At 66.9% G+C, this 20,750-nt stretch carries 20 protein-coding genes and 1 tRNA gene; 11 read left to right on the forward strand and 10 right to left on the reverse strand.

All coding sequences use genetic code 11. The annotated features are described in order from the left end of the window. The first annotated feature begins 160 nt into the window (after positions 1-160). Positions 161-724, forward strand: a complete 564-nt coding sequence (greB, locus tag A3A5_RS0120260; RefSeq protein ID WP_018312352.1) for a transcription elongation factor GreB — start codon at positions 161-163, stop codon at positions 722-724. A gap of 81 nt (positions 725-805) precedes the next feature. Here the strand turns inward: greB and A3A5_RS0120265 are convergent, their stop codons facing one another. The 4 genes from A3A5_RS0120265 to A3A5_RS0120280 all read right to left on the reverse strand — a co-directional run bounded on the left by A3A5_RS0120265 (position 806) and on the right by A3A5_RS0120280 (position 5,352). Next, positions 806-3,217 carry a bifunctional (p)ppGpp synthetase/guanosine-3',5'-bis(diphosphate) 3'-pyrophosphohydrolase gene (locus A3A5_RS0120265; protein ID WP_026200944.1) on the reverse strand — a complete coding sequence of 804 codons (2,412 nt, stop codon included), beginning with the start codon at positions 3,215-3,217 and terminating at the stop codon, positions 806-808. 196 nt (positions 3,218-3,413) lie between these two features. Then, a complete protein-coding gene (gene rpoZ, locus A3A5_RS0120270; protein WP_006578656.1) occupies positions 3,414-3,617 on the reverse strand; it encodes a DNA-directed RNA polymerase subunit omega in 204 nt (67 codons plus the stop codon). Between the two features lie 105 nt (positions 3,618-3,722). Further along, on the reverse strand, positions 3,723-4,385 hold the full coding sequence (gene gmk / locus A3A5_RS0120275) for a guanylate kinase (protein WP_026200945.1): 663 nt from the start codon (positions 4,383-4,385) through the stop codon (positions 3,723-3,725). Positions 4,386-4,416: 31 nt separating this feature from the next. Continuing rightward, positions 4,417-5,352 carry a YicC/YloC family endoribonuclease gene (locus A3A5_RS0120280; protein ID WP_018312355.1) on the reverse strand — a complete coding sequence of 312 codons (936 nt, stop codon included), beginning with the start codon at positions 5,350-5,352 and terminating at the stop codon, positions 4,417-4,419. A 190-nt stretch (positions 5,353-5,542) separates the two neighbouring features. Between A3A5_RS0120280 and A3A5_RS0120285 the strand changes: the two genes are divergently transcribed. The 5 genes from A3A5_RS0120285 to hemW all read left to right on the forward strand — a co-directional run bounded on the left by A3A5_RS0120285 (position 5,543) and on the right by hemW (position 10,246). Beyond that, complete coding sequence (locus A3A5_RS0120285) at positions 5,543-6,589, forward strand: serine/threonine-protein kinase (RefSeq protein ID WP_018312356.1); 1,047 nt, start codon at positions 5,543-5,545, stop codon at positions 6,587-6,589. Between the two features lie 56 nt (positions 6,590-6,645). Further along, positions 6,646-7,560, forward strand: a complete 915-nt coding sequence (locus A3A5_RS0120290) for a PP2C family serine/threonine-protein phosphatase (RefSeq protein WP_018312357.1) — start codon at positions 6,646-6,648, stop codon at positions 7,558-7,560. A gap of 95 nt (positions 7,561-7,655) precedes the next feature. Continuing rightward, positions 7,656-8,375, forward strand: a complete 720-nt coding sequence (rph, locus tag A3A5_RS0120295; RefSeq protein WP_018312358.1) for a ribonuclease PH — start codon at positions 7,656-7,658, stop codon at positions 8,373-8,375. 15 nt (positions 8,376-8,390) lie between these two features. Continuing rightward, positions 8,391-9,017: an RdgB/HAM1 family non-canonical purine NTP pyrophosphatase gene (gene rdgB, locus A3A5_RS0120300; protein ID WP_018312359.1), complete on the forward strand. Its 627-nt coding sequence runs from the start codon at positions 8,391-8,393 to the stop codon at positions 9,015-9,017. Further along, positions 9,014-10,246: a radical SAM family heme chaperone HemW gene (gene hemW / locus A3A5_RS0120305; RefSeq protein WP_018312360.1), complete on the forward strand. Its 1,233-nt coding sequence runs from the start codon at positions 9,014-9,016 to the stop codon at positions 10,244-10,246. Before rdgB ends, hemW begins: the two co-directional genes overlap by 4 nt. 80 nt (positions 10,247-10,326) lie before the next feature. On the opposite strand, the gene A3A5_RS0120310 is transcribed toward hemW, so the two are convergent. Then, complete coding sequence (locus A3A5_RS0120310) at positions 10,327-10,824, reverse strand: glycine zipper 2TM domain-containing protein (protein ID WP_018312361.1); 498 nt, start codon at positions 10,822-10,824, stop codon at positions 10,327-10,329. 288 nt (positions 10,825-11,112) lie between these two features. On the opposite strand from A3A5_RS0120310, the gene A3A5_RS0120315 reads away from it, so the two are divergent. Beyond that, positions 11,113-11,202: transfer RNA gene (locus A3A5_RS0120315), tRNA-Ser, on the forward strand. A 43-nt stretch (positions 11,203-11,245) separates the two neighbouring features. Here the strand turns inward: A3A5_RS0120315 and A3A5_RS0120320 are convergent. The 5 genes from A3A5_RS0120320 to A3A5_RS0120340 are packed head-to-tail and all read right to left on the reverse strand — an operon-like array spanning position 11,246 to position 15,174. Then, positions 11,246-11,620: a hypothetical protein gene (locus A3A5_RS0120320; protein ID WP_018312362.1), complete on the reverse strand. Its 375-nt coding sequence runs from the start codon at positions 11,618-11,620 to the stop codon at positions 11,246-11,248. A 48-nt stretch (positions 11,621-11,668) separates the two neighbouring features. Then, positions 11,669-12,838 (reverse strand): betaine/proline/choline family ABC transporter ATP-binding protein, encoded by a 1,170-nt coding sequence (locus A3A5_RS0120325; RefSeq protein WP_018312363.1) that lies wholly within the window; start codon positions 12,836-12,838, stop codon positions 11,669-11,671. Next, a complete protein-coding gene (locus A3A5_RS0120330; protein WP_018312364.1) occupies positions 12,835-13,485 on the reverse strand; it encodes an ABC transporter permease in 651 nt (216 codons plus the stop codon). Before A3A5_RS0120330 ends, A3A5_RS0120325 begins: the two co-directional genes overlap by 4 nt. A 10-nt stretch (positions 13,486-13,495) precedes the next feature. Next, positions 13,496-14,431 carry a glycine betaine ABC transporter substrate-binding protein gene (locus A3A5_RS0120335; RefSeq protein WP_018312365.1) on the reverse strand — a complete coding sequence of 312 codons (936 nt, stop codon included), beginning with the start codon at positions 14,429-14,431 and terminating at the stop codon, positions 13,496-13,498. Between the two features lie 26 nt (positions 14,432-14,457). Further along, positions 14,458-15,174 carry an ABC transporter permease gene (locus A3A5_RS0120340; RefSeq protein ID WP_018312366.1) on the reverse strand — a complete coding sequence of 239 codons (717 nt, stop codon included), beginning with the start codon at positions 15,172-15,174 and terminating at the stop codon, positions 14,458-14,460. A gap of 687 nt (positions 15,175-15,861) precedes the next feature. Between A3A5_RS0120340 and A3A5_RS0120345 the strand changes: the two genes are divergently transcribed. The 4 genes from A3A5_RS0120345 (at position 15,862) to A3A5_RS0120360 (ending at position 20,718) form a co-directional block, all read left to right on the forward strand. Continuing rightward, entirely contained in the window at positions 15,862-16,794 is a 933-nt protein-coding gene (locus A3A5_RS0120345; protein WP_018312367.1) for a pirin family protein, read from the forward strand. Between the two features lie 320 nt (positions 16,795-17,114). Next, entirely contained in the window at positions 17,115-18,677 is a 1,563-nt protein-coding gene (locus tag A3A5_RS0120350; protein ID WP_018312368.1) for an ABC transporter ATP-binding protein, read from the forward strand. Then, the gene (locus A3A5_RS0120355; RefSeq protein WP_018312369.1) at positions 18,670-19,779 is read left to right on the forward strand and encodes an ABC transporter permease; all 1,110 of its coding nucleotides are present in this window, start codon (positions 18,670-18,672) and stop codon (positions 19,777-19,779) included. Before A3A5_RS0120350 ends, A3A5_RS0120355 begins: the two co-directional genes overlap by 8 nt. Positions 19,780-19,797: 18 nt before the next feature. After that, positions 19,798-20,718 (forward strand): ABC transporter permease, encoded by a 921-nt coding sequence (locus tag A3A5_RS0120360; RefSeq protein ID WP_018312370.1) that lies wholly within the window; start codon positions 19,798-19,800, stop codon positions 20,716-20,718. Positions 20,719-20,750 lie beyond the last annotated feature (32 nt).

The following is a 20,750-nucleotide window of genomic DNA, read 5'->3' on the forward strand; positions in this document are numbered from 1 at the left end:
CCGCACGCGAGAAAAAGATTATAACCCAGTTTTTATTTTTGGGAAGCCCCTTCGCAACTTTTTTGCGATCTTTCTTTGGAAGGGGCGCAGCAGATGCCCGCCGGCGAGGATCGCCTGTGGCGTTTTCCTATAATGACAGACCCAAGAAGTGATCCGGAACATGAACAAGGCATTTGTCAAAGAGTCGTCCGGCGACGAGGACGACGATCTCCCCGAAGGCGCAACGCCGCTACCTCCCGGCACCAAGAACTACATCACCGCCGAAGGCTACAACCGCCTGCGTAATGAGCTGATGCAGCTGATCGACGTCGACCGGCCCGATGTGGTGCAGATCGTGTCGTGGGCGGCCTCCAATGGCGACCGCTCGGAGAATGGCGACTATCTCTACGGCAAGAAGCGCCTGCGCGAAATCGACCGCCGCATCCGCTTCCTGACGCGCCGCCTCGACAAGGCGGAAGTGGTCGACGCGTCCCTGCAGGGCGACAACGACCAGATCTTCTTCGGCGCCACCGTCACCTACGCCAATCGCGCCGGCGAAGAAACCACCATCACCATCGTCGGCATGGATGAAGTCGACCTGGACAGCAACCACGTGAGCTGGATCTCGCCGATCGCCAAGGCGCTGATCAAGGCGCGCGAGGGCGACACCGTGGCATTGCGCACGCCGGCCGGGGTCGAGCAGATCGATATCCTGGAAGTCCGCTACCCGTCGGGGAAACAATAGCCTGGAGGCCGTTTCAGGGCGGCCCTGGCTAGGCGTGCCGCCGCAGACAGTACAAGAGTACGGCCGTCCTGAGACGGCCTCCTAGCCGTCGTTGCGGTCGCGGAAGATGCGGATGACGTCGGGGTTGCGGCGCAGCCCGCGCATCACGTTGGCCAGGTGCAGGCGGTTCTGCACCTGGATGATGAACTGCATATAGGTGGCTTCCTGGTGGCCGGCGTCCTGCTGCTCCATGGCCACGTGCGCCACGTTGGCATCGGCGGCGGTCAGGTCCGCCGCCACGCGCGCGACGATGCCCTTGACGTTGCGCACCATCACCTTGATCGACACATCGAAGGCGCGCGTGGTCTTCTTGGCCCACATCACGTCGATCCAGTGCTCCGGATCCTTGCTGTGCAGGCGCTTGGCGATCTTGCAGTCCTGCACATGGATCTGCAGCCCTTCACCCTTGCCCAGGTAGCCGACGATCGAATCGCCCGGGATCGGGCGGCAGCACGCCGAGAAGATCATCGACATGCCTTCGTCGCCGGTGATCGGCACCGCGGGCGCTTCCTCGCCGGCAAAGGTCTGCACCGCCGCCAGCAGCGCGCTGTCGACATCGCCGGACAGTTCCTGCAGCAGGATCTCCATGCGCTTGGCGACCACCGCCGGCACGCGCCGGCCCAATGCCAGGTCGGCAAAGATGTCTTCGCGCTGCTTGTTGCCGGTCCACTGGACCATGCGGTCCCACACCGACTGCGGCACCGCCTTGAGCTCGAAGCCGAGCTGGCGCGCCGATTGTTCCAGCAGGCGCTCGCCGAGCTGGATGGCTTCGTCGAGCTTGGTGGTCTTCAGGTAGTGGCGGATCGCCGCGCGCGCCTTGCCGGTGCGCACGAACGACAGCCACGCGGGATTGGGCTTGGAGTACGGCGCCGTCACCACCTCGACGATATCGCCGCTCTTGAGCTCGGTGCGCAGCGGCAGCAGCTCGTTGTTGATCTTGACCGCCACGCACTGGTTGCCCAGGTCGCTGTGCACCGCGTAGGCAAAGTCCAGCGCGGTGGCGCCGCGCGGCAGCGCGCGGATATGGCCCTTGGGCGTGAACACGTAGACCGCATCCGGGAACAGGTCGATCTTGACGTGTTCCAGGAATTCCTGCGAATCGCCGGTCTGGCTCTGGATGTCCAGCAGCGACTGCAGCCACTGGTGCGCCTGCTGCTGGATATCGTTGGCCTGGTCGGCCTGGTGCTTGTACATCCAGTGCGCGGCCACGCCCGCCTCGGCGATCTGGTGCATGTCGCGCGTGCGGATCTGGAACTCCACCGGCGTGCCGAACGGTCCCACCAGCGTGGTGTGCAGCGACTGGTAGCCGTTGATCTTGGGGATGGCGATGTAGTCCTTGAACTTGCCGGGCATGGGCTTGTACAGCCCGTGCAGCGCGCCCATCGCCATGTAGCAGTGCATCTGCGTTTCCACCACCACGCGGAAACCATATACGTCCAGCACCTGCGAGAACGACAGCTGCTTGTCGTGCATCTTGCGGTAGATGCTGTAGAGCGTTTTCTCGCGCCCGGACAGTTCGGCCACGATGCCGGCGTCGGCCAGTCCCTTCTGCGCGGCTTCCAGGATACGCTTGACCACCTCGCGGCGGTTGCCGCGCGCGGCCTTGACGGCTTTCTCGAGCGTGGCGTAGCGGAACGGCGAGCCGACCTTGAAGGACAGCTCCTGCAGCTCGCGGTAGATCGTGTTGAGACCGAGACGGTGCGCGATCGGCGCATAGATCTCCATGGTCTCCAGCGCGATGCGGCGGCGCTTCTCCGGCGGCACGAAGTCGAGCGTGCGCATGTTGTGCGTACGGTCGGCCAGCTTCACCAGGATCACGCGCACGTCGCGCGCCATCGCCAGCAGCATCTTGCGGAAGCTTTCCGCCTGCGCCTGCTCGCGGCTCTGGAATTCAAGTTTGTCCAGCTTGGTCAGGCCATCGACCAGTTCAGCGACCTTGGGGCCGAATTTCTCGGCCAGCTCGCTCTTGGTGATGCCCTGGTCTTCCATCACGTCGTGCAGCAGCGCCGCCATGATGGACTGCACATCCAGCTTCCAGTCCGCGCACAGCTCGGCCACCGCCACCGGATGGGTGATGTAGGGCTCACCGCTCTGGCGGTACTGGCCCAGGTGGGCTTCATCGGAAAACTGGAAGGCCTCGCGCACGCGCGCCAGGTCGGGCGCTTTCAGGTACGCGAGTTTCTCCATCAGCCGGGTGATGGAGATGACCTGCTGGCGCGGCGGTACCGCTGGCTGTGAGGTCGGGCCGAAGAAGTGCCGGTATGACTGCGCCAGCACTGCGTCGATAAACAGGCTGTCAGCCGCCGGCGCCACATCCTGCAGCGCGGCCAGCTCGTCCTGCAGCGCCGCGCCCCTGGCCTTGCCCGGCGCCAGCGCGGGCGCGACGGCACGTTCGCCGACGACATCGTCGCCGAGCGGATCGGGAAGATTGGGAGCGCCGGTGCGCGCGTTCACGGAGGACTGGCCCGGAATGGTGCGCTTACGCGCCGTAGGCGGAGCCGCATCGCCAAGCGCCGGCGCCACGGCAGTCGGCGACGGCTGGGAGGGAGGCTTGGAGGGCGAATGCGGCGAAGGCATGGCGGCGGCCCCTGGAATCCGGCTGGATACGTGCTGGCACGATGCGAGGATAAGCCATGGGCCGCCTGACCAATCAGGTCGGGACCTTCTTCAGCATCTCGATGCCGACCTGGCCCGACGCGATCTCGCGCAGTGCCACCACGGTCGGCTTGTCCTTTGCTTCGACTTTGGGCGTGTGGCCCTGCACCAGCTGACGGGCACGATACGTGGCCGCCAGCGCGAGCTCGAAACGATTCGGAATGTGTTTCAGACAATCTTCGACGGTAATACGCGCCATATCAAATCCACCTTGGGACAAAACCTTACGTTGGGTTGCTATTTTACAGCACGCGGCGGAAAACGCCGGCGGCGCCCCGCGCGGCTGTCATCGGCATGCATCGGCTCAGTGGATGCCCAGCTCGATAAACAGCTCCGTATGCCGCGCTTTCTGCGAGGAAAACCGCAGCCGCGTGGCGCTGATCACATTGCGCAGCTGCTCCAAAGCATCGTCGAAGACCTCGTTGATGATGACGTAGTCCGACTCCGACGCGTGGGCCATTTCACTGCCCGCCGCCAGCAGCCGGCGCACGATCACATTGGGCTCGTCCTGGCCGCGCTTTTTGAGGCGATCTTCCAGCGCGGTCAGCGACGGCGGCAGGATGAAGATCTCCATCGCGTTGGAAAAGCGCTGGTGCACCTGTTGCGCGCCCTGCCAGTCGATCTCGAGCAGCACGTCGTTGCCCTGCGCCATCTGCTGCTCGATCCACACGCGCGAGGTCGCGTAGTAGTTGCCATGGACCTCGGCCCATTCCAGGAAGTCGCCGCGGTCGCGCGCAGCGCGGAACGCGTCGACCGTGACAAAGTGGTATTCGCGCCCGTCCTGCTCGCCCGGGCGCGGTGCGCGCGTGGTGTGCGAGATCGACAGGCGGATGGCCGGGTCCTGCGCCAGCAGCGCGTTGACCAGCGTCGATTTGCCGGCTCCGGACGGCGCCACCACCATGAAGAGGTTGCCGGGGTAGACGGTATCGATGGCCGTGTGAGGCGCAGATTGAGACGTTGGGCTCATGATGATTCTTCGGTGATTCCTGGGGCTGTCTTTATTCGAGATTCTGGACCTGCTCGCGCATCTGCTCGATCAGCAGCTTGAGCTCCATCGAGGCGTCGGCCAGTTCCTTGGCGGCGGCCTTGGAGCCAAGCGTGTTGGCCTCGCGGTTGAGCTCCTGCATCATGAAATCCAGGCGCTTGCCGGCCTGGCCGCCCTTCTTCAGGATATGACGGGTTTCATTCAGGTGCGCCTGCAGCCGCGACAGCTCTTCGGCGATGTCGATGCGGATGCCGTAGACGGTGGCTTCCTGGCGGATGCGCTCGGCGATCTCGTCGCGGCTCATCGACGGCATGCCGGTGGGCGCGGCCAGGTTGAAGGCCTCCTGCAGGCGCTCGGTCAGCTTGTCCTGGTGATGGGCGATCAGCTGCGGGATGGTCGGCGTCAGGCGCTCGACGATCGCCAGCATGGCGTCGATGCGCTCCACCAGCGTCGCCTTGAGCGCGTCGCCTTCGCGGCGGCGGGCTTCCAGCAGCTGGTCCAGCGCCTCGCGCGCGGCGCCCAGCACCGCCTCGCGCAGTGCTTCCTGCGACAGTTCCGGCTCGACCAGCACGCCCGGCCAGCGCAGGATCTCGCCCATGCGCAGGGTTCCGGCGCTGGCGAAGGTGGCGGCGACGGTGGTTTCCAGCGCGCGGATCTGCGCCAGCAGCCCTTCGTTGAGGGCCAGGGTGGCGCCGCCGGCGTCGGTGCGCTGCAGGTTGATGCGGCACTCGAGCTTGCCGCGCGACAGCTCGGCCATCAGCATCTCGCGCAGGGCCGGCTCGAAGGCGCGGCACTCTTCCGGGGCCCGGAACAACAGGTCGAGGAAACGCGAATTGACAGTGCGGAATTCCACCGAAACGGACGCGGAGCGCCCGCTGGGCTCGCCTTGCGCGTTGGTCAATGGCGCCTGGCGCGTCGCCAGGCCATAGCCTGTCATGCTGTGGATCATTGGATGTTCTCGTGAATGGCGGCGGCCCCGGGCTCCTGGCGGCCCGCGCACGCCCGCCTCGAGCGCCCCGCACGGGAGCCCGGGGACGCTCTCAATACGTTGAAAGGAGGGCAACAATGCCCTTATTTGTGTTCTTTACAAGTGACCGATTAGCCCGGACAATCCGGAGGCAAATCAGGTCCCTATTCCCATGACAGAGCTAAAGGGCACGACACAACCGAAGAGTGCACCGCTGCCCGTCGGCACGCTGTTGTCCAACTATCGTATTGTAAAGAAGTTGGCCAGCGGGGGGTTCAGTTTCGTCTACCTGGCCACGGACGATACCGGCGCACCGGTTGCCATCAAGGAATACCTGCCGGCGTCGCTGGCGCGGCGCAACCCGGGCGAACTCATCCCCGTGGTGCCCGAGGAAAACGCCGCCGCGTTCCGGCTGGGCCTGAAATACTTCTTTGAAGAGGGCCGCTCGCTGGCCCGCATCTCCCATCCCAGCGTAGTGCGCGTAGTGAATTTCTTTCGCGAGAATTCCACCGTCTATATGGTGATGAACTACGAGCTGGGCAAGACGCTGCAGGAGCACGTGCTGGCCGCCCGGCAGCAAGGCGGCCCCAAGGTGCTGCGCGAGCATTTCATGCGCAAGGTCTTCCACGACCTGATGAGCGGCCTGCGCGAGGTCCATATCCACAAGCTGCTGCACCTGGACATCAAGCCCGGCAACATCTACCTGCGCGAGGACGAATCCCCGATCCTGCTGGATTTTGGCGCCGCGCGGCAGACCCTGACGATGGAAGCGGCCCGCTTCCAGCCGATGTACACCCCCGGCTTTGCCGCGCCCGAGCTCTATGGCAAGCATTCCGACCTGGGCCCGTGGACCGATGTCTACAGCCTGGGCGCCACGCTCTATGCCTGCATGGCCGGCATGCCGCCGCAGGAAGCCAACCAGCGCGAAAAGGAAGACCGCATGGGCGAAGCCCTGACGCGGCTGCGCAACAGCTACACCAACGGGCTGGTGGACCTGGTCGAATGGTGCCTGCGGCTGACGCCGGCCGAGCGCCCGCAGAGCGTGTTCCGGCTGCAAAAGGAGTTGCGCGAGCAGACCAACGCCCTGGGCGAGCAGGCGCTGGCGCCGCAGACGCAAGCCCCGGCCCTGGCGCCGGCGGAGCGGCCCGCGGTAACCTCGCGCTTCCTGACCCTGCTGCGCCGGCGTGACGAATCCATCCCCGGCGCAGGCATCGACTGAATCACAAATCTGGCGCCCCGGTTGCGGCCAGTCCACTGAATTCCCTGAAAGCCAACATGCGATTCTCTGTCTACCAGGAAAGCAGGAAAGGCGGCCGCCGCGTCAACCAGGACCGCATGGGCTATTGCTTCACGCGCGACGCGCTGCTGATGGTGCTGGCCGACGGCCTGGGCGGCCATGCGCACGGCGAAGTCGCCGCGCAGCAGGCGCTGCAGACGCTGGCGCGCCAGTTCCAGGTGCAGGCGCGGCCCACGGTGCGCAACCCGGCCGAGTTCCTGCAGGACACCATCATGCTGGCCCACCGCGAGATCCACCGCTATGCCGAAGCCAACCAGATGGCGGACGTGCCGCGCACCACGGTGGTGTGCTGCCTGGTGCAGCAGGGCCAGATCTACTGGGCCCATGCCGGCGACTCGCGCTATTACCTGCTGCGCAAGGGCCGGCTGCTGACGCGCACGCGCGACCACTCCAAGATCGAGAACCTGCTGCAGCAGGAGCGCGTGCTGCCGATGCACGTGGCCAACCACCCGGAACGCAACAAGCTCTACAACTGCCTGGGCTCGCCCAACCTGCCGCTGATCGACCTGGGCGGCCCGGTGCGGCTGGAGCCGGGCGACGTGGCCCTGCTCTGCTCCGACGGCCTGTGGGGCGCGCTGGAAGAGCCCGCGCTGGTGGACAAGCTGTCGCGCCTGTCGGTGGTGCAGGCGGTGCCGGCGCTGATCGAGCAGGCGCTGCAGAACGCCGGCGAAGGTGCCGATAACACCACCGGCATCGCCATGATGTGGGAACTGGACAGCAACGCGGCGGGACAGGATTCGGTCATGACCGACACCCTGCCGCTGAACGCCTTCACCACCTCGATCCTGGAGCGCACCGGCTCTGACAGCGACCTGCTGTCAGAAGAGGAGATCGAGCGCTCGATCGCCGAGATCCGTGCCGCCATCGACAAGACCAGCAACCTGATGCGGTAATGCCCGTCCCCGCGCACGCCGGGACCGGGTGAGAAGCGCACAAGGGCTGGCGGCGTTAGAATCACGGTCTCTCCCCGATTCGGACAAACCATCCCATGCGACCCAGCGGCCGCGCAGCCGATGCGCTGCGTTCCATCAGCCTTACCCGCCACTACACCCGCCATGCCGAAGGCTCTGTCCTGTGTGCCTTTGGCGATACCAAGGTGCTATGCACGGCCAGCGTGCTGGCCAAGGTGCCGCCGCACAAGAAGGGTAGCGGCGAAGGCTGGGTCACGGCTGAATACGGCATGCTGCCGCGCGCCACGCACACCCGCTCGGACCGCGAAGCCGCGCGCGGCAAGCAGACCGGCCGCACCCAGGAAATCCAGCGCCTGATCGGCCGCGCCATGCGCTCGGTGTTCGACCTGGCGGCGCTGGGCGAATACACCATCCACCTGGACTGCGACGTGCTGCAGGCCGACGGCGGCACCCGCACCGCGGCCATCACCGGCGCCTTCGTCGCCGCTCATGACGCGGTTTCGACCATGCTGCGCGACGGCCTGATCGCCGCCAGCCCGATCCGCGACCATGTTGCCGCGGTCTCGGTCGGCATGGTCGACGGCGTGCCGGTGCTGGACCTGGACTACGCCGAGGACAGCAGCTGCGACACCGACATGAACGTGGTCATGACCGGCAGCGGCGGCTTTGTCGAGGTGCAGGGCACCGCCGAAGGCGCGCCCTTCAGCCGCGCCGACCTGGACGCCATGACGCGCCTGGCCGAAGCCGGCATCGCCCGCCTGGTGCAGCACCAGCGCGAAGCGCTCGGCCTGGCCTGAGAAGCGGGGTCCGCGATGCAACGGCTGGTACTGGCTTCCAACAACGCCGGCAAGCTGCTCGAATTCGGCGCGCTGCTGGCCCCGCTCGGCTTTGACGTGGTGCCCCAGGGCGAACTGGGCATTCCTGAGGCCGAAGAGCCCTTTGCCACCTTCGTCGAGAACGCGCTGGCCAAGGCCCGCCACGCCAGCCGGCTGGCCGGGCTGCCCGCGCTGGCGGACGACTCCGGCATCTGCGTGCAGGCGCTGGACGGCGCGCCCGGCGTCTATTCCGCGCGCTATGCGCAGATGGCCGGGCAGGCCAGGTCGGATGCCGCCAACAATGCGCACCTGGTCTCGCAACTGGCCGGCAAGCTGAACCGCCACGCGCACTACTACTGCGTGCTGGTGTTCGTGCGCCACGCCGAAGACCCCTGCCCGATCATTGCCGAAGGCCTCTGGCACGGCGAGGTCGTCGACGCGCCGCGCGGCGCGGGCGGCTTTGGCTACGACCCGCACTTCCTGCTGCCGGGCCTGGGCAAGACCGCCGCCGAACTGTCGCCCGAAGAGAAGAACACGGTCAGCCACCGGGCGCAGGCGCTGCGCGCGCTGGTGGCACGGCTGCAGGCCGAGGCCGCCGAAGCCACTAAAGCCACCACCCGATGATCCCGATCGTACCGGCCTCCGCGTCCGTGCCCATGGACAGCAAGCAGCTCTGGCTCAAGCCCGGGCAGATCAGCCTGCCCGGCTCGCCGCCGCTGTCGCTGTACGTGCATATCCCCTGGTGCGTGCGCAAGTGCCCGTATTGCGATTTCAACTCGCACGCCGCACCCGGCGCCGACAACCACGAGATCCCGGAAGACATCTACCTGGACGCGCTGCGCGCGGACCTGGAGCAATCGCTGCCGCTGGTCTGGGGCCGCCCGGTGCATACGGTCTTTATCGGCGGCGGCACGCCCAGCCTGCTGTCGGCAGCAGGCATGGACCGGCTGCTGTCGGATATCCGCGCGCTGCTGCCGCTGGATGCCGACGCCGAGATCACGATGGAGGCCAACCCCGGCACCTTCGAGGCCGACAAGTTCGCCAGCTACCGCGCCAGCGGCATCAACCGGCTGTCAATCGGCATCCAGAGCTTCAACGACCGGCACCTGCAGGCGCTCGGCCGCATCCACGGCGGTGCCGAAGCGCGCAAGGCGATCGACATCGCCCAGGCCAGCTTCGACAACATCAACCTGGACCTGATGTACGCCCTGCCCGGCCAGACGCTGGACGAATGCCGGCAGGATGTGGAAGCCGCGCTGTCATACGGCACCACGCACCTGTCGCTGTACCACCTGACGCTGGAGCCCAACACGCTGTTCGCCAGGTTCCCGCCCGCGCTGCCGGACGACGACAGCGCGTACGAGATGCAGGACTGGATTGAAGCGCGCACGGCCGAGGCCGGCTACCGGCACTACGAAACTTCGGCGTATGCCAAGCCGCATCGCGAGGCGCGCCACAACCTGAACTACTGGCGCTTCGGCGACTACCTCGGCATCGGCGCCGGCGCGCACGGCAAGCTCTCGTTCCCGCATCGGATACTGCGCCAGATGCGGCACAAGCATCCGGCCACCTACATGGAGCGGGCGCTGGCCGGCAATGCCGTGCAGGAAGCGCGCGATGTCGGCGCCGACGAGCTGCCGTTCGAGTTCATGCTCAACGCCCTGCGCCTGACCGGCGGCGTGCCGGCATCGAGCTTCCACGACTACACCGGGCTGCCGCTGCATACCATCAGCAAGCAGCTGGCCGAAGCGGAAAAGAAAGGGCTGCTGGAAGCGGACCTGACCACCATCCGCCCCACCGAGCTGGGCCGGCGCTTCCTCAACGACCTGCAGGAGATGTTCCTGAAGGACTGAGCGCCGCCGTGCACCGGCACAAAAAAAGGGCCACGCATCGCGTGGCCCCTTTACATGCTGGCAAACGTCAGGCTGGCCTATCAGTACGGCGTTGCCATGTCGTTGGCCACGCGCGCCCGCATGCCCACCTGCAGGTTGCCCAGGCTTGACTGGGTCACCGTGGCCATGCGGCCATCATCCAGGCGCACGTTGACGCGGTACACGGTCTGCGTATTGCTGCCCGCGCGCTTCTCGATCTGGTTGCCGGCCACGGCGCCGACCACGGCCCCGCCGATGGTCGCCGCGGTCTGCCCGCGCCCGCCGCCGATCTGGTGGCCCAGCAGGCCGCCGGCCGCACCGCCGATCACGGTGCCAAGCAGGCCCGAGCTGTTTTGCGTGTTGGTGATCGGTTCAATCGATTCCACACGGCCGTAGTACACCGTGCCAGCCGGGGCTTGCGAGGTGTTGGGAGTCTGGTACCCCGGAGGCGGGGCGTTATAGCCGGTGTTGTAGCCGCTGTCATACGGCGCGGCACAACCGGCCAGCACAGCCGCTGCGGCCACCGGAATAATCAGCCATTTCTTGCTATGGATTCGCATTTTGAGTTCTCCTCTGTTGCCAGGCAAAAGCCGGGGATGCGGTACACACCGCGCCATCCGGCCCGACAATATGAGCGATGCCGGCATGTGAAGGTTCCGTAATGTCAGACAGACGCTGACATCCGCGGCAGTGGATGTGGCAGGAAGTTTACGCGCGCTTGCGTGCCACAACACAAGACCACCATCGATCCACGCGAGCCTTGTATAATGCGCGGCCTGACCGTCAGGTCTGCAGGCGGCAGCGCGCGGGGCCCATGCCCTTTCGCGCTACAATGCCCGCACTTTCCAGGAAGCGTGGCCGAGTGGTTTAAGGCAGCAGTCTTGAAAACTGCCGATGGGGTGACCCATCCGTGAGTTCGAATCTCACCGCTTCCGCCAGACAAAGCAAACGGCCCGCGCCAGTGACTGGTGCGGGCCGTTTTCATTCGGCATCGCCGTGCAGGTCTTGCGTCAGCAGGCGGTACGCCTCGGCTTCTGAAATCTTAAGCCGGTACTTACACGACAGCACGCGCGCCAGGCCGTGCGCCGCGCCCGGCGGGCTATGCCGCAGCTGCACGCGGTACGCCTCCACTTCATAGCGCAGGCGCCAGCGCCGGCTGGCCAGGTAAAGCACGCCCATCAGGCCCCAGCTGCGCCAGAACTGGCGCACATGCACCTTCTCATGCTCGATCAGCGCCTGGCTGGCGCCGGGGCGCAGCAGGATCAGCGGACCGGGCGTGAAGCCGTCAAACCCGCGCGGGACCAGCCAGCGGGTTTCGACGACCAGGCACAGGGGCGAGCGGCAATAGCGGAGCATGCACCTAGCATAGCGCGGACGCCGCCCTGCTGCAGCCTGGTGCGGTCCTCAGGCCGCCACGCGCAGCGGCGCTGCCGCGCTGGCGGCCAGCGCCCCGGCCTGCCCGCGCGAACGCCCCGAACTCAGGTACCCGGCGATCGATTCCTGCGTGACCTCGCCCAGGTAGGCGCCGTCCGCACCCATCACCGGCAGCCAGCTGGTGTTGTGCTGGTACATGCGCGACAGCACGATGCGCAGGTGCTCGTCGAAGGCCGCGGTGACGGCGAACGGGCGCATCACGTCGCAGCACTGGCCCTGGCCCGAGCGCGCATCGCGGCGCGTGACGTAGCCCAGCGCGACCTGCGCGTCGTCAACCACCGGCAGGTGCCGCACGTCGGCATCGTCCATCACGGCCAGCGCCTCGGCCAGCGGCATGTCGGGGCGGCAGCTCGGCGGCATGGTGGCGGCGTCGCCGGCGCGCACCAGCAGCAGGCGCTTGAGGGTATTGTCATGGCCGACGAAGGCCTGCACGAACTCATCGGCCGGATGTGCCAGCAGTGCGTCGGGGTGGTCGAACTGCACCAGCTTGCCGCGGCGGAACACCGCCACCTTGTCGGCCAGCTTGATCGCCTCATCGATGTCGTGCGAGACCATGATCACGGTCTTGCCGAGCTGGCGCTGCATCTGCAGGAATTCGTTCTGGATGCTCTCGCGGTTGATCGGGTCGACCGCGCCGAAGGGCTCGTCCATCAGCAGCAGCGGCGCGTCGGCCGCCAGCGCGCGGATCACGCCGATGCGCTGCTGCTGGCCCCCGGACAGCTCGCGCGGATAGCGCGACAGCAGCCGGTTGGGATCGAGCTGCACCATCGCCATCAGTTCACGCGCGCGCTCGCGGCACTGCTTCTTGTCCCAGCCGAGCATGCGCGGCACCACCATGATGTTCTCTTCGATGGTCATGTTGGGGAACAGGCCGATCTGCTGGATCACATAGCCGATCTTGCGGCGCAGGGTCACGCCATCAAGGCCGCGCGTGTCCTCGCCCTCGATGCGCACCGTGCCCGAGGTCGGCTCGATCAGCCGGTTGATCATCTTCAGCGTGGTGGTCTTGCCGCAGCCCGAGGGGCCGAGGAAGACGCAGATCTCGCCGCGCGGCACCGTCAGCGACACGGCGTCGACGGCGCGCGTTTCAGTGCCGTCTTTCTGCGGGAAGGACTTGGTGAGTTGGTCGAGTTCGATCATAGCCGGATTCCTTTTGGCGTCAGCGCCCGCTGCAGCCACTGCAGGAAGGCGTCCGCCACGATGGCGAGCAGGCTGACCAGGACCGCGCCCACGGCCAGCTTGCTCATGTTGCTCTGGCTGATCGCCTGCAGGATCAGCACCCCAAGGCCACCCGCGCCGATGATGGCGGCAATGGTGGCAACCCCGATATTCATCACCACGGCGGTACGCACCCCGCCAAGGATCACCGGCACCGCCAGCGGCAGGTCCACCAGCCGCATCCGTTGCCAGGTGGTCATGCCGATGCCGCGGCCCGCTTCCTGGATGCCGGGGTCGACATTGGCCAGCGCGGTGTAGGTGTTGCGCATGATCGGCAGCAGCGAGTAGAGGAACACCGCCGTCACCGCGGGCACGTAGCCCAGCGCATGGCCGAAGCGCGCAAAGACCGGGATCATCAGCCCGAACAGCGCGATCGACGGCAACGTCAGCACGATCGTGGCCAGCGCCAGCAGCGGCGTGGCCAGCGCCCGGAAGCGCGTGATCACGATGCCCAGCGGCACCCCGATCAGGATCGCCAGCCCCACGGCCGAGCCCACCAGCGCCAGGTGCTCGCCGGTCATCTTCAGCAGCGTGGGCCAGCTGTGCTGCAGGTAAGAGAACAAGTCCATGCGGCCCTCCTCAGATCAGTCCGTGGCTGCGCAGGAAGTCCTCCGCGACCTTGTCCACCGGCTGCTGGCCGATGTCCACCTTGTAGTTCATGTCGGTCATGCTCTCGTTGTCGAGCTTGGCCGCCAGCGCGTTGAGCAGGCCCGCCAGCTCCGGGTGCTGGTCCAGCACCGGCTTGCGCACCACCGGCACGGCGTTGTAAGGCGGGAAGAAATGCAGGTCGTCTTCCAGCAGCACCAGGTCGAAACCCTTGACGCGGCCGTCGGTGGCATAGACCAGGCCCAGCTCGACCTGGTTGTTCTTCAGTGCGGTGTAGACCAGCCCCGGATCGAGCTGGATCACGTCGCGGCGCGAGAACGGCAGCTTGTATAGCGCCTTCAGCGGCTCCAGCCCGTCCGGGCGCGCGGCGAATTCCATGTCGACCGCAAACGGGTGGCTGGCGTCGGGACCGGCGCGGCGCATCTGCCCGGCAAAGCCCGACAGCGTGGTCACGCCGCTGGCCGCTGCGCGTTCCTTCGGCATCGCCAACGCATAGGTGTTGTTGATGTTCGAGGCATCGAGCCACACCAGCCCGCGCGCGCCGTCCATCTGCCTGACGCGCTCGTAGCTTTCCTTGGCGCCCAGCTTTTCCTGGACCTTGTTGAACACGATCAGCGCGGTGCCGGTGTAGTCCCACACCACGTCGAGCTGGTTGCTCTCCATCGCCTGGCGCATCAGCGTGCTGCCCAGGCCGGCGGTCAGTTCAGTGGTGAGGCCCTTGGCGCGCAGGTACTTCGAAGTCATCGACGACAGCAGCAGCTGCTCGGTGAAGTTCTTGCCGCCCACGCGGATCGGCGTGGCCTCGGCATGCGCTTCAGGCGCAGTGGCCAGCGCCAGGCCCGCCGCAAGCGCGGTGACGGCAGCCACCACCATGGCGACACGCCGGGCACGGCGGCGGATGAATTGCATCTGGTTTTCCATTTCGGTCCCCAAGGTCAGCGCGCCAGGCCGCGGCGGCGCAGGTACAGCTGGCCGGAGGCGGCAAAGAGCGCGTCCAGTGCCAGCGCCAGCAGCGCCGTGGCGGCAGCGCCCAGCAGCAGCAGCGGCTGGTTGTTCAGGTAGATGCCCGGGAAGATCAGCTCGCCCAGGCTGTTGGCGCCGATCAGGAACGACAGCGGCACCGTGCCCACGTTGATGACCAGGGCGATGCGGATGCCGGCCAGCATCACCGGCAGCGCGTTGGGCAGTTCCACGCGCACCAGGCGTTGCACCGGCGTCATGCCAATGCCGCGCGCCGCTTCCAGCAGCGTGGGCGAGACATTGCGCAGGCCTTCGTAGGTGTTGCGCACGATCGGCAGCAGCGAGGCCAGCCACAGCGCCAGGATGGCGGGCCGCTCGCCGATGCCGAGCACGGCCAGGGCCAGGGCCAGCACCGCCAGCGACGGCACAGTGTTGCCCACGTTGAAGACCTGCATCAGGCGGTCGGCCCAGCGGCGCATGCACGGGCGGCTCAGCGCGATGCCGGCCGGGATGCCGGTGGCCAGCGCCAGCGCCATGGACAGCACCACCAGGCGCAGGTGATCGGCCACGTCGTAAACCAGGCGCTCCTGGTACTGGCGGATCACATCGACGCCGATCCATGCCACCAGTGCGGCCAGCGCGGCAAGCGTCAGTCCTGCCCAGGCGAAGGCCCGCGCCGAGTGCTTTGACATACTCTCCCCTTTTCCGAAACCGAAAAGCGCGCAGCACGCCACTTCCCGGCAATGGAAAACAATATGGGCTGGTGCGTGCGGAGATGGAGCGCCACCAGGCCCGGTTCAGATTGCATTGCCGCCATGACCGGCACGATTGCCGGCGGACGGTCTGTGGATTCCTCCGCCGTGGGCGGGAAGTCCGATTGACGGGATGCCGGGTTGGATGGCAGTCCCTGAAGCGGCGCAACCGGCGACGCAAGCGTGTTGCGATCGGTTGGCCAGTGGCAGCGCAGTGTTGAAGTTTTCCGACGCGCCGCCGGTCCATCGGCCGTTGACTGGCAAGGGCTGGCGAGGTTTTACCCGCCCCGCATTTCGCCTCAACGGATGACAAAGAGAGCGCTATTATAGCGATCTTCATCGATCTTGTCATCTTCCCGCTTTCTTACGGCCTTCCTGCGGCGATCTGGCGCGAATTGAGGGCATTGGGCAGGCATGCAAGGCATGCATTAAGTGCCACACCGCGACAGCCCACATTGTTCTGAATTCGCCACAACAAGTACGGCTTATTGTCACGCCAGCAGAACAATCTGTTGCCCGGCGCCCCTCTACTCTTTCTCCGCCAAACCACTAAATTGACGAGGTAGCTGAAACGACGGGAACCCGGCCTGGCCCTTGCCGCGCGGGCCCCGCCCACAGGAGAAAGACATGGACACCCGTACCACCCCACTTGCCACCGTTCCCGCCGCCGCCGCGGAAACCGTGCAACGCTCGCGCGCCGTGGACCGCGTCGTGCGGGGCATCGCCACCTCGGACGGCGCCGGCGTCAAGCTGACCCGCGTGCTGACGCAGAACCTGCAGCGCCGGCTGGACCCGTTCCTGATGCTCGATGCCTTCGGCACCGACAGCAAGGACGACTACATCGGCGGCTTCCCCGACCACCCGCACCGCGGCTTCGAGACCATCACCTACATGCTGGCCGGGCGCATGCGCCATCGCGACAGCGCCGGCAACGAAGGCCTGCTGCAGAATGGCGGTGCGCAGTGGATGGTGGCGGGCGCCGGCGTGGTCCACTCGGAAATGCCTGAGCAGGAAGACGGCCGCATGGAAGGCTTCCAGCTGTGGCTGAACCTGCCGGCCGCGGACAAGATGACCGCGCCGTGGTACCGCGACCTGCCCGCCGCCGAGATCCCGACGGTCGCGCTGGAAAACGGCGGCGCGGTGCGCGTGCTGGCGGGCGCCACGCACGGCGTGGCCGGCGCGATCACGCGCCCGGTGACCGAGCCGGTCTACCTGGACGTGCACCTGCCGGCCGGCCAGACCTTTGCGCAGACGCTGCCGGCCGGGCACAACGCGTTCGTCTACGTGTACCGGGGCGAGGTCTCGATCGGCAGCGGCGACGACCGCGCCGTGGTCGAGGCCCAGCGCATGGGCGTGCTGGACAACGCCGGCCACTCTGACGGCGTCATCGTCAGGGCCGAGGCCGACGCGCGCTTCCTGCTGATCGCGGGCCAGCCGCTGAACGAGCCGATCGCGCAGTACGGGCCGTTCGTGATGAACACGCAGGAGCAGATCTACCAGACGCTGGCGGACTTCCGCGACGGGCGCTTCGCCACCAGCGCCGCCGCCATCGACGCCTGAGTCCAGCCTGCGAGCAGCCGCCCTGGCCCGCCCGCCGCTGCCGCGCCAGTCCAGCCGCTGGCTCCCGCAAGGAGCCGGCGGCTTTTTTTCGTGCTGTCGTCGGCACGCGACTTGCAACCACCCCCAAACCGTTGCAGGGACTGGAATGACGCCGGAATCGGCCCGCCCGGCCCCCCGTCACTTATATAATCCATCACCAATATCGGGCATCACCAAACCATGATGAATGCTGCAATGCGTCGCGGCGATGCTGCGCCACGCACTGCCGCGCCGTTGACTCATCCCACGTTGCTGCCACCACCACAACCCGAGCCGCCTCAGTGACATCACAACTCCCTCCCAGGCTGGCGCTGGCCCATATCAGCAAGCGCTACCCGGGCGTCGTCGCCAATGACGACGTCAGCCTCAGCGTCGCTCCCGGCGAGATTCATGCCGTGCTGGGTGAAAACGGCGCAGGCAAGTCCACCCTGATGAAGATTATCTTTGGCGCGGTCCGTCCGGATGCCGGCGAGATGCACTTCAACGGGGCGCCGGTCAGCATCAACAGCCCGCACGACGCCCGCAACCTGGGCATCGCCATGGTGTTCCAGCATTTCTCGCTGTTCGACACGCTGACCGTGACCGAGAACATCGCGCTCGGCCTGCCCGCGGGACAGCAAGGCAACATCAAGCAGCTGGCCGAGCGCATCCGTGCTACCGCCGAGCGCTACGGGCTGCCGCTGGAGCCGAACCGCCATGTGCATACGCTGTCGGTCGGCGAGCGCCAGCGCGTGGAAATCGTGCGCGCGCTGCTGGCCAATCCGCAGCTGCTGATCCTGGACGAGCCCACCTCGGTGCTGACCCCGCAGGCGGTGGAAACGCTCTTCGTCACGCTGCGCCAGCTGGCCGCCGAAGGCACCAGCATCCTCTACATCAGCCATAAACTCGACGAGATCCGCGCGCTGTGCCATCAGGCCACCGTGATGCGCATGGGCAAGGTCACCGGCGTGTGCGATCCGCGCCAGGAAACCGCGGCGTCGCTGTCGCGCCTGATGATCGGCGGCGAGCCCCCGCGCGAGACGCGCGTGGCTGCCGAACGCGGCGCGGTGCGGCTCAGCGTGCAGGGCCTGGCGCTGCCGCGCGCGCATGCCTTCGCGACCGAGCTGAGCCGGATTTCGCTGGATGTCCATGCCGGCGAGATCGTCGGCATCGCCGGCGTGTCCGGCAACGGGCAGCAGGAACTGCTGGCCGCTCTGTCCGGCGAAGACACGCGCGCGGACAACACGTCCGTGCAGCTTGGCGGCAAGCCCGTCGGCCGGCTCGATGCGCGCCAGCGCCGCCGCGCGGGCCTGGCCTTCGTGCCGGAAGAGCGCCTGGGCCGCGGCGCGGTGCCGGGCATGAGCCTGGCCACCAATATCCTGCTGTCGCACCAGACGCCGCCCTATGTGCAGCAAGGCATGATCTCGCCCAAGGCCGCCACCGGACTGGCCGCGGCGGTGATCAGCCGCTTCCGCGTCAAGGCCAGCGGGCCGCAGGCGCTGGCGCGCAGCCTGTCGGGCGGCAACCTGCAGAAATTCATTGTCGGCCGCGAGATCGAAAGCGGCCCGAAGGTACTGATCGTGGCACAACCGACCTGGGGCGTGGACGTGGGCGCCGCCGCGCAGATCCACAACGAGATCCTGGCGCTGAAGGCCACCGGCTGCGCCATCCTGGTGGTGTCGGAAGAGCTCGATGAGCTGTTCGCGATCTGCGACCGGCTGCACGTGATCGCCAAGGGCCGGTTGTCGCCTTCGGTGCCGACCGAGACCGCCACGCGCGAGCAGGTCGGCCTGTGGATGAGCGGACTGTGGGAAGGCGGACCCGCCCAGGCGCAATCCGGCGCGGAGGTGGCAAGCCATGGCTGATGTGCGACAACTGCTGCCCCGCTCCCCCCTCTCACTGGCGCCGCGTGGCCTGCCCTCGCGCACGATGGCCTATGCCTCGCCGGTGATCGCACTGGCGCTGACGCTCTTGTTCGGCGCGCTGCTGTTCCTGGCGCTCGGCAAGGATCCCGTGGCCGCGCTCAAGGTGTTCCTGGCCGATCCGCTGCGCGACCAGCGCGCCATCGGCGAGGTGCTGCTCAAGACCGTGCCGCTGGTGCTGTGCGCACTCGGCCTGTCGGTGTGCTACCGCGCCAACGTGTGGAATATCGGCGCCGACGGGCAGCTGGTTGCCGGCGGCATCTGCGCCGGCGCCACCGTGCTTTATTTCGATGTGCCGGGCCAGGCCATGAACGGCACCGTGGTGCTGGTGCTGGCCTCATTGGCCGGCATGATCGGCGGCATGCTGTGGGCCTCGCTCACGGCGGTGCTCAAGGACAGGTTCAACGCCAACGAGATCCTGGTTTCGCTGATGCTCACCTATATCGCGCAGCAGCTGCTGCTATGGGTGGTTAACGGGCCGCTGAAGGATCCCAACGGCATGAACTTCCCGCAGTCGAAGGTGTTCTCGTCCGAGTACCTGCTGCCCAACCTGATGTCGGGTTCGCGCCTGCACGCCGGCTTTGTGGTGATGCTGGTGCTGGTGGCGGTGATGACGGTGTTCGTGTTCCGCAGCTTTGCCGGCTACCGCCTGCAGGTGGGCGGCACCGCACCGGCGGCGGCTCGCTACGCGGGTTTCTCGGCGCGCAGCGCGCTGTGGAGCGCGCTGCTGATCTCGGGCGCCACCGCGGGCCTGGCGGGCGCGTTCGAAGTGACCGGCCCGATCGGCCAGCTGCTGCCGTCGATCTCGCCGGGCTACGGCTTCACCGCCATCATCGTCGCCTTTATTGGCCGGCTGCATCCGGTCGGCACGGTCTTCGGCGGCATCATGATGTCGCTGTTCTATATCGGCGGCGAGATGGCGCAGTCGCGCCTGGGCCTGCCATCAGCCCTTGGCTGGGTGTTCCAGGGCATGCTGCTGTTCTTCCTGCTGGCCTGCGACACGCTCATCGAAAACCGCCTGCGCTGGCGCGCCACCACGGCCTGAGCCGAGCTACGGAACAATATGGAACAACTCGCTCCCCTCATCGCCACCGCCATCAACGCGGGCACGCCGCTGCTGCTGGCCGCGCTCGGCCTGCTGATCAACGAACGCTCGGGCGTGCTCAACCTGGGCGCCGAAGGCATGATGCTGGTCGCGGCGGTGGCCGGCTTCATGGTCGGCTATCAGACCCAGTCGCCGCTGCTCGGCTTTGCCGCCGGCGCGCTCGCCGGCATGCTGATGGCCACGCTGTTCTCATGGCTGGCGCTGGTGCTGGCCACCAACCAGGTCGCCACCGGCCTGGCGCTGTCGATCTTCGGCACCGGGCTGTCGGCGTTCATGGGCCAGCGCTTCGTCGGCCATGCCATGCCGGCGCAGGCCAAGGCCGTGCCCGGCCTGGCCGACCTGCCCTTCTTCGGGCCGGCCTTCTTCCAGCATCACTGGATGGTTTATTTCAGCCTGCTGCTGTGCTTCGCCATCATGTGGTTCCTGTTCCGCACGCGCGCAGGGCTGACGCTGCGCGCGATCGGCGAAGCGCCGGAATCGGCGCACGCGCTGGGCTACCCGGTGCGCACCATCCGCTTTGGCGCACTGCTGTTCGGCGGTGCCTGCTGCGGGCTGGCCGGCGCCTACCTGTCGCTGGTGTACACGCCGATGTGGGTCGAGAACCTGGTCGCCGGCCGCGGCTGGATCGCGCTGGCGCTGACCACCTTCGCCACCTGGCGGCCGGGCCGCGTGCTGGTGGGGGCGTGGCTCTTTGGCGGCGTGACCATCCTGCAGTTCTACCTGCAAGGGATCGGCGTGTCGGTGCCGTCGCAGTTCCTGTCGATGCTGCCCTACGCGGCCACCATCGTGGTGCTGGCACTGATCTCGCGCAATCCGGCCTGGATCCGGCTGAACATGCCGGCCTCGCTGGGCAAGCCGTTCCGGCCCGGCAATGCCTGAGTCTCGAGCTTTTTTTGACGGAAATCCCTGAG

Origin of the sequence: Cupriavidus sp. UYPR2.512 (assembly GCF_000379565.1) — a bacterium.
In the GTDB taxonomy this organism is placed as follows: domain Bacteria; phylum Pseudomonadota; class Gammaproteobacteria; order Burkholderiales; family Burkholderiaceae; genus Cupriavidus.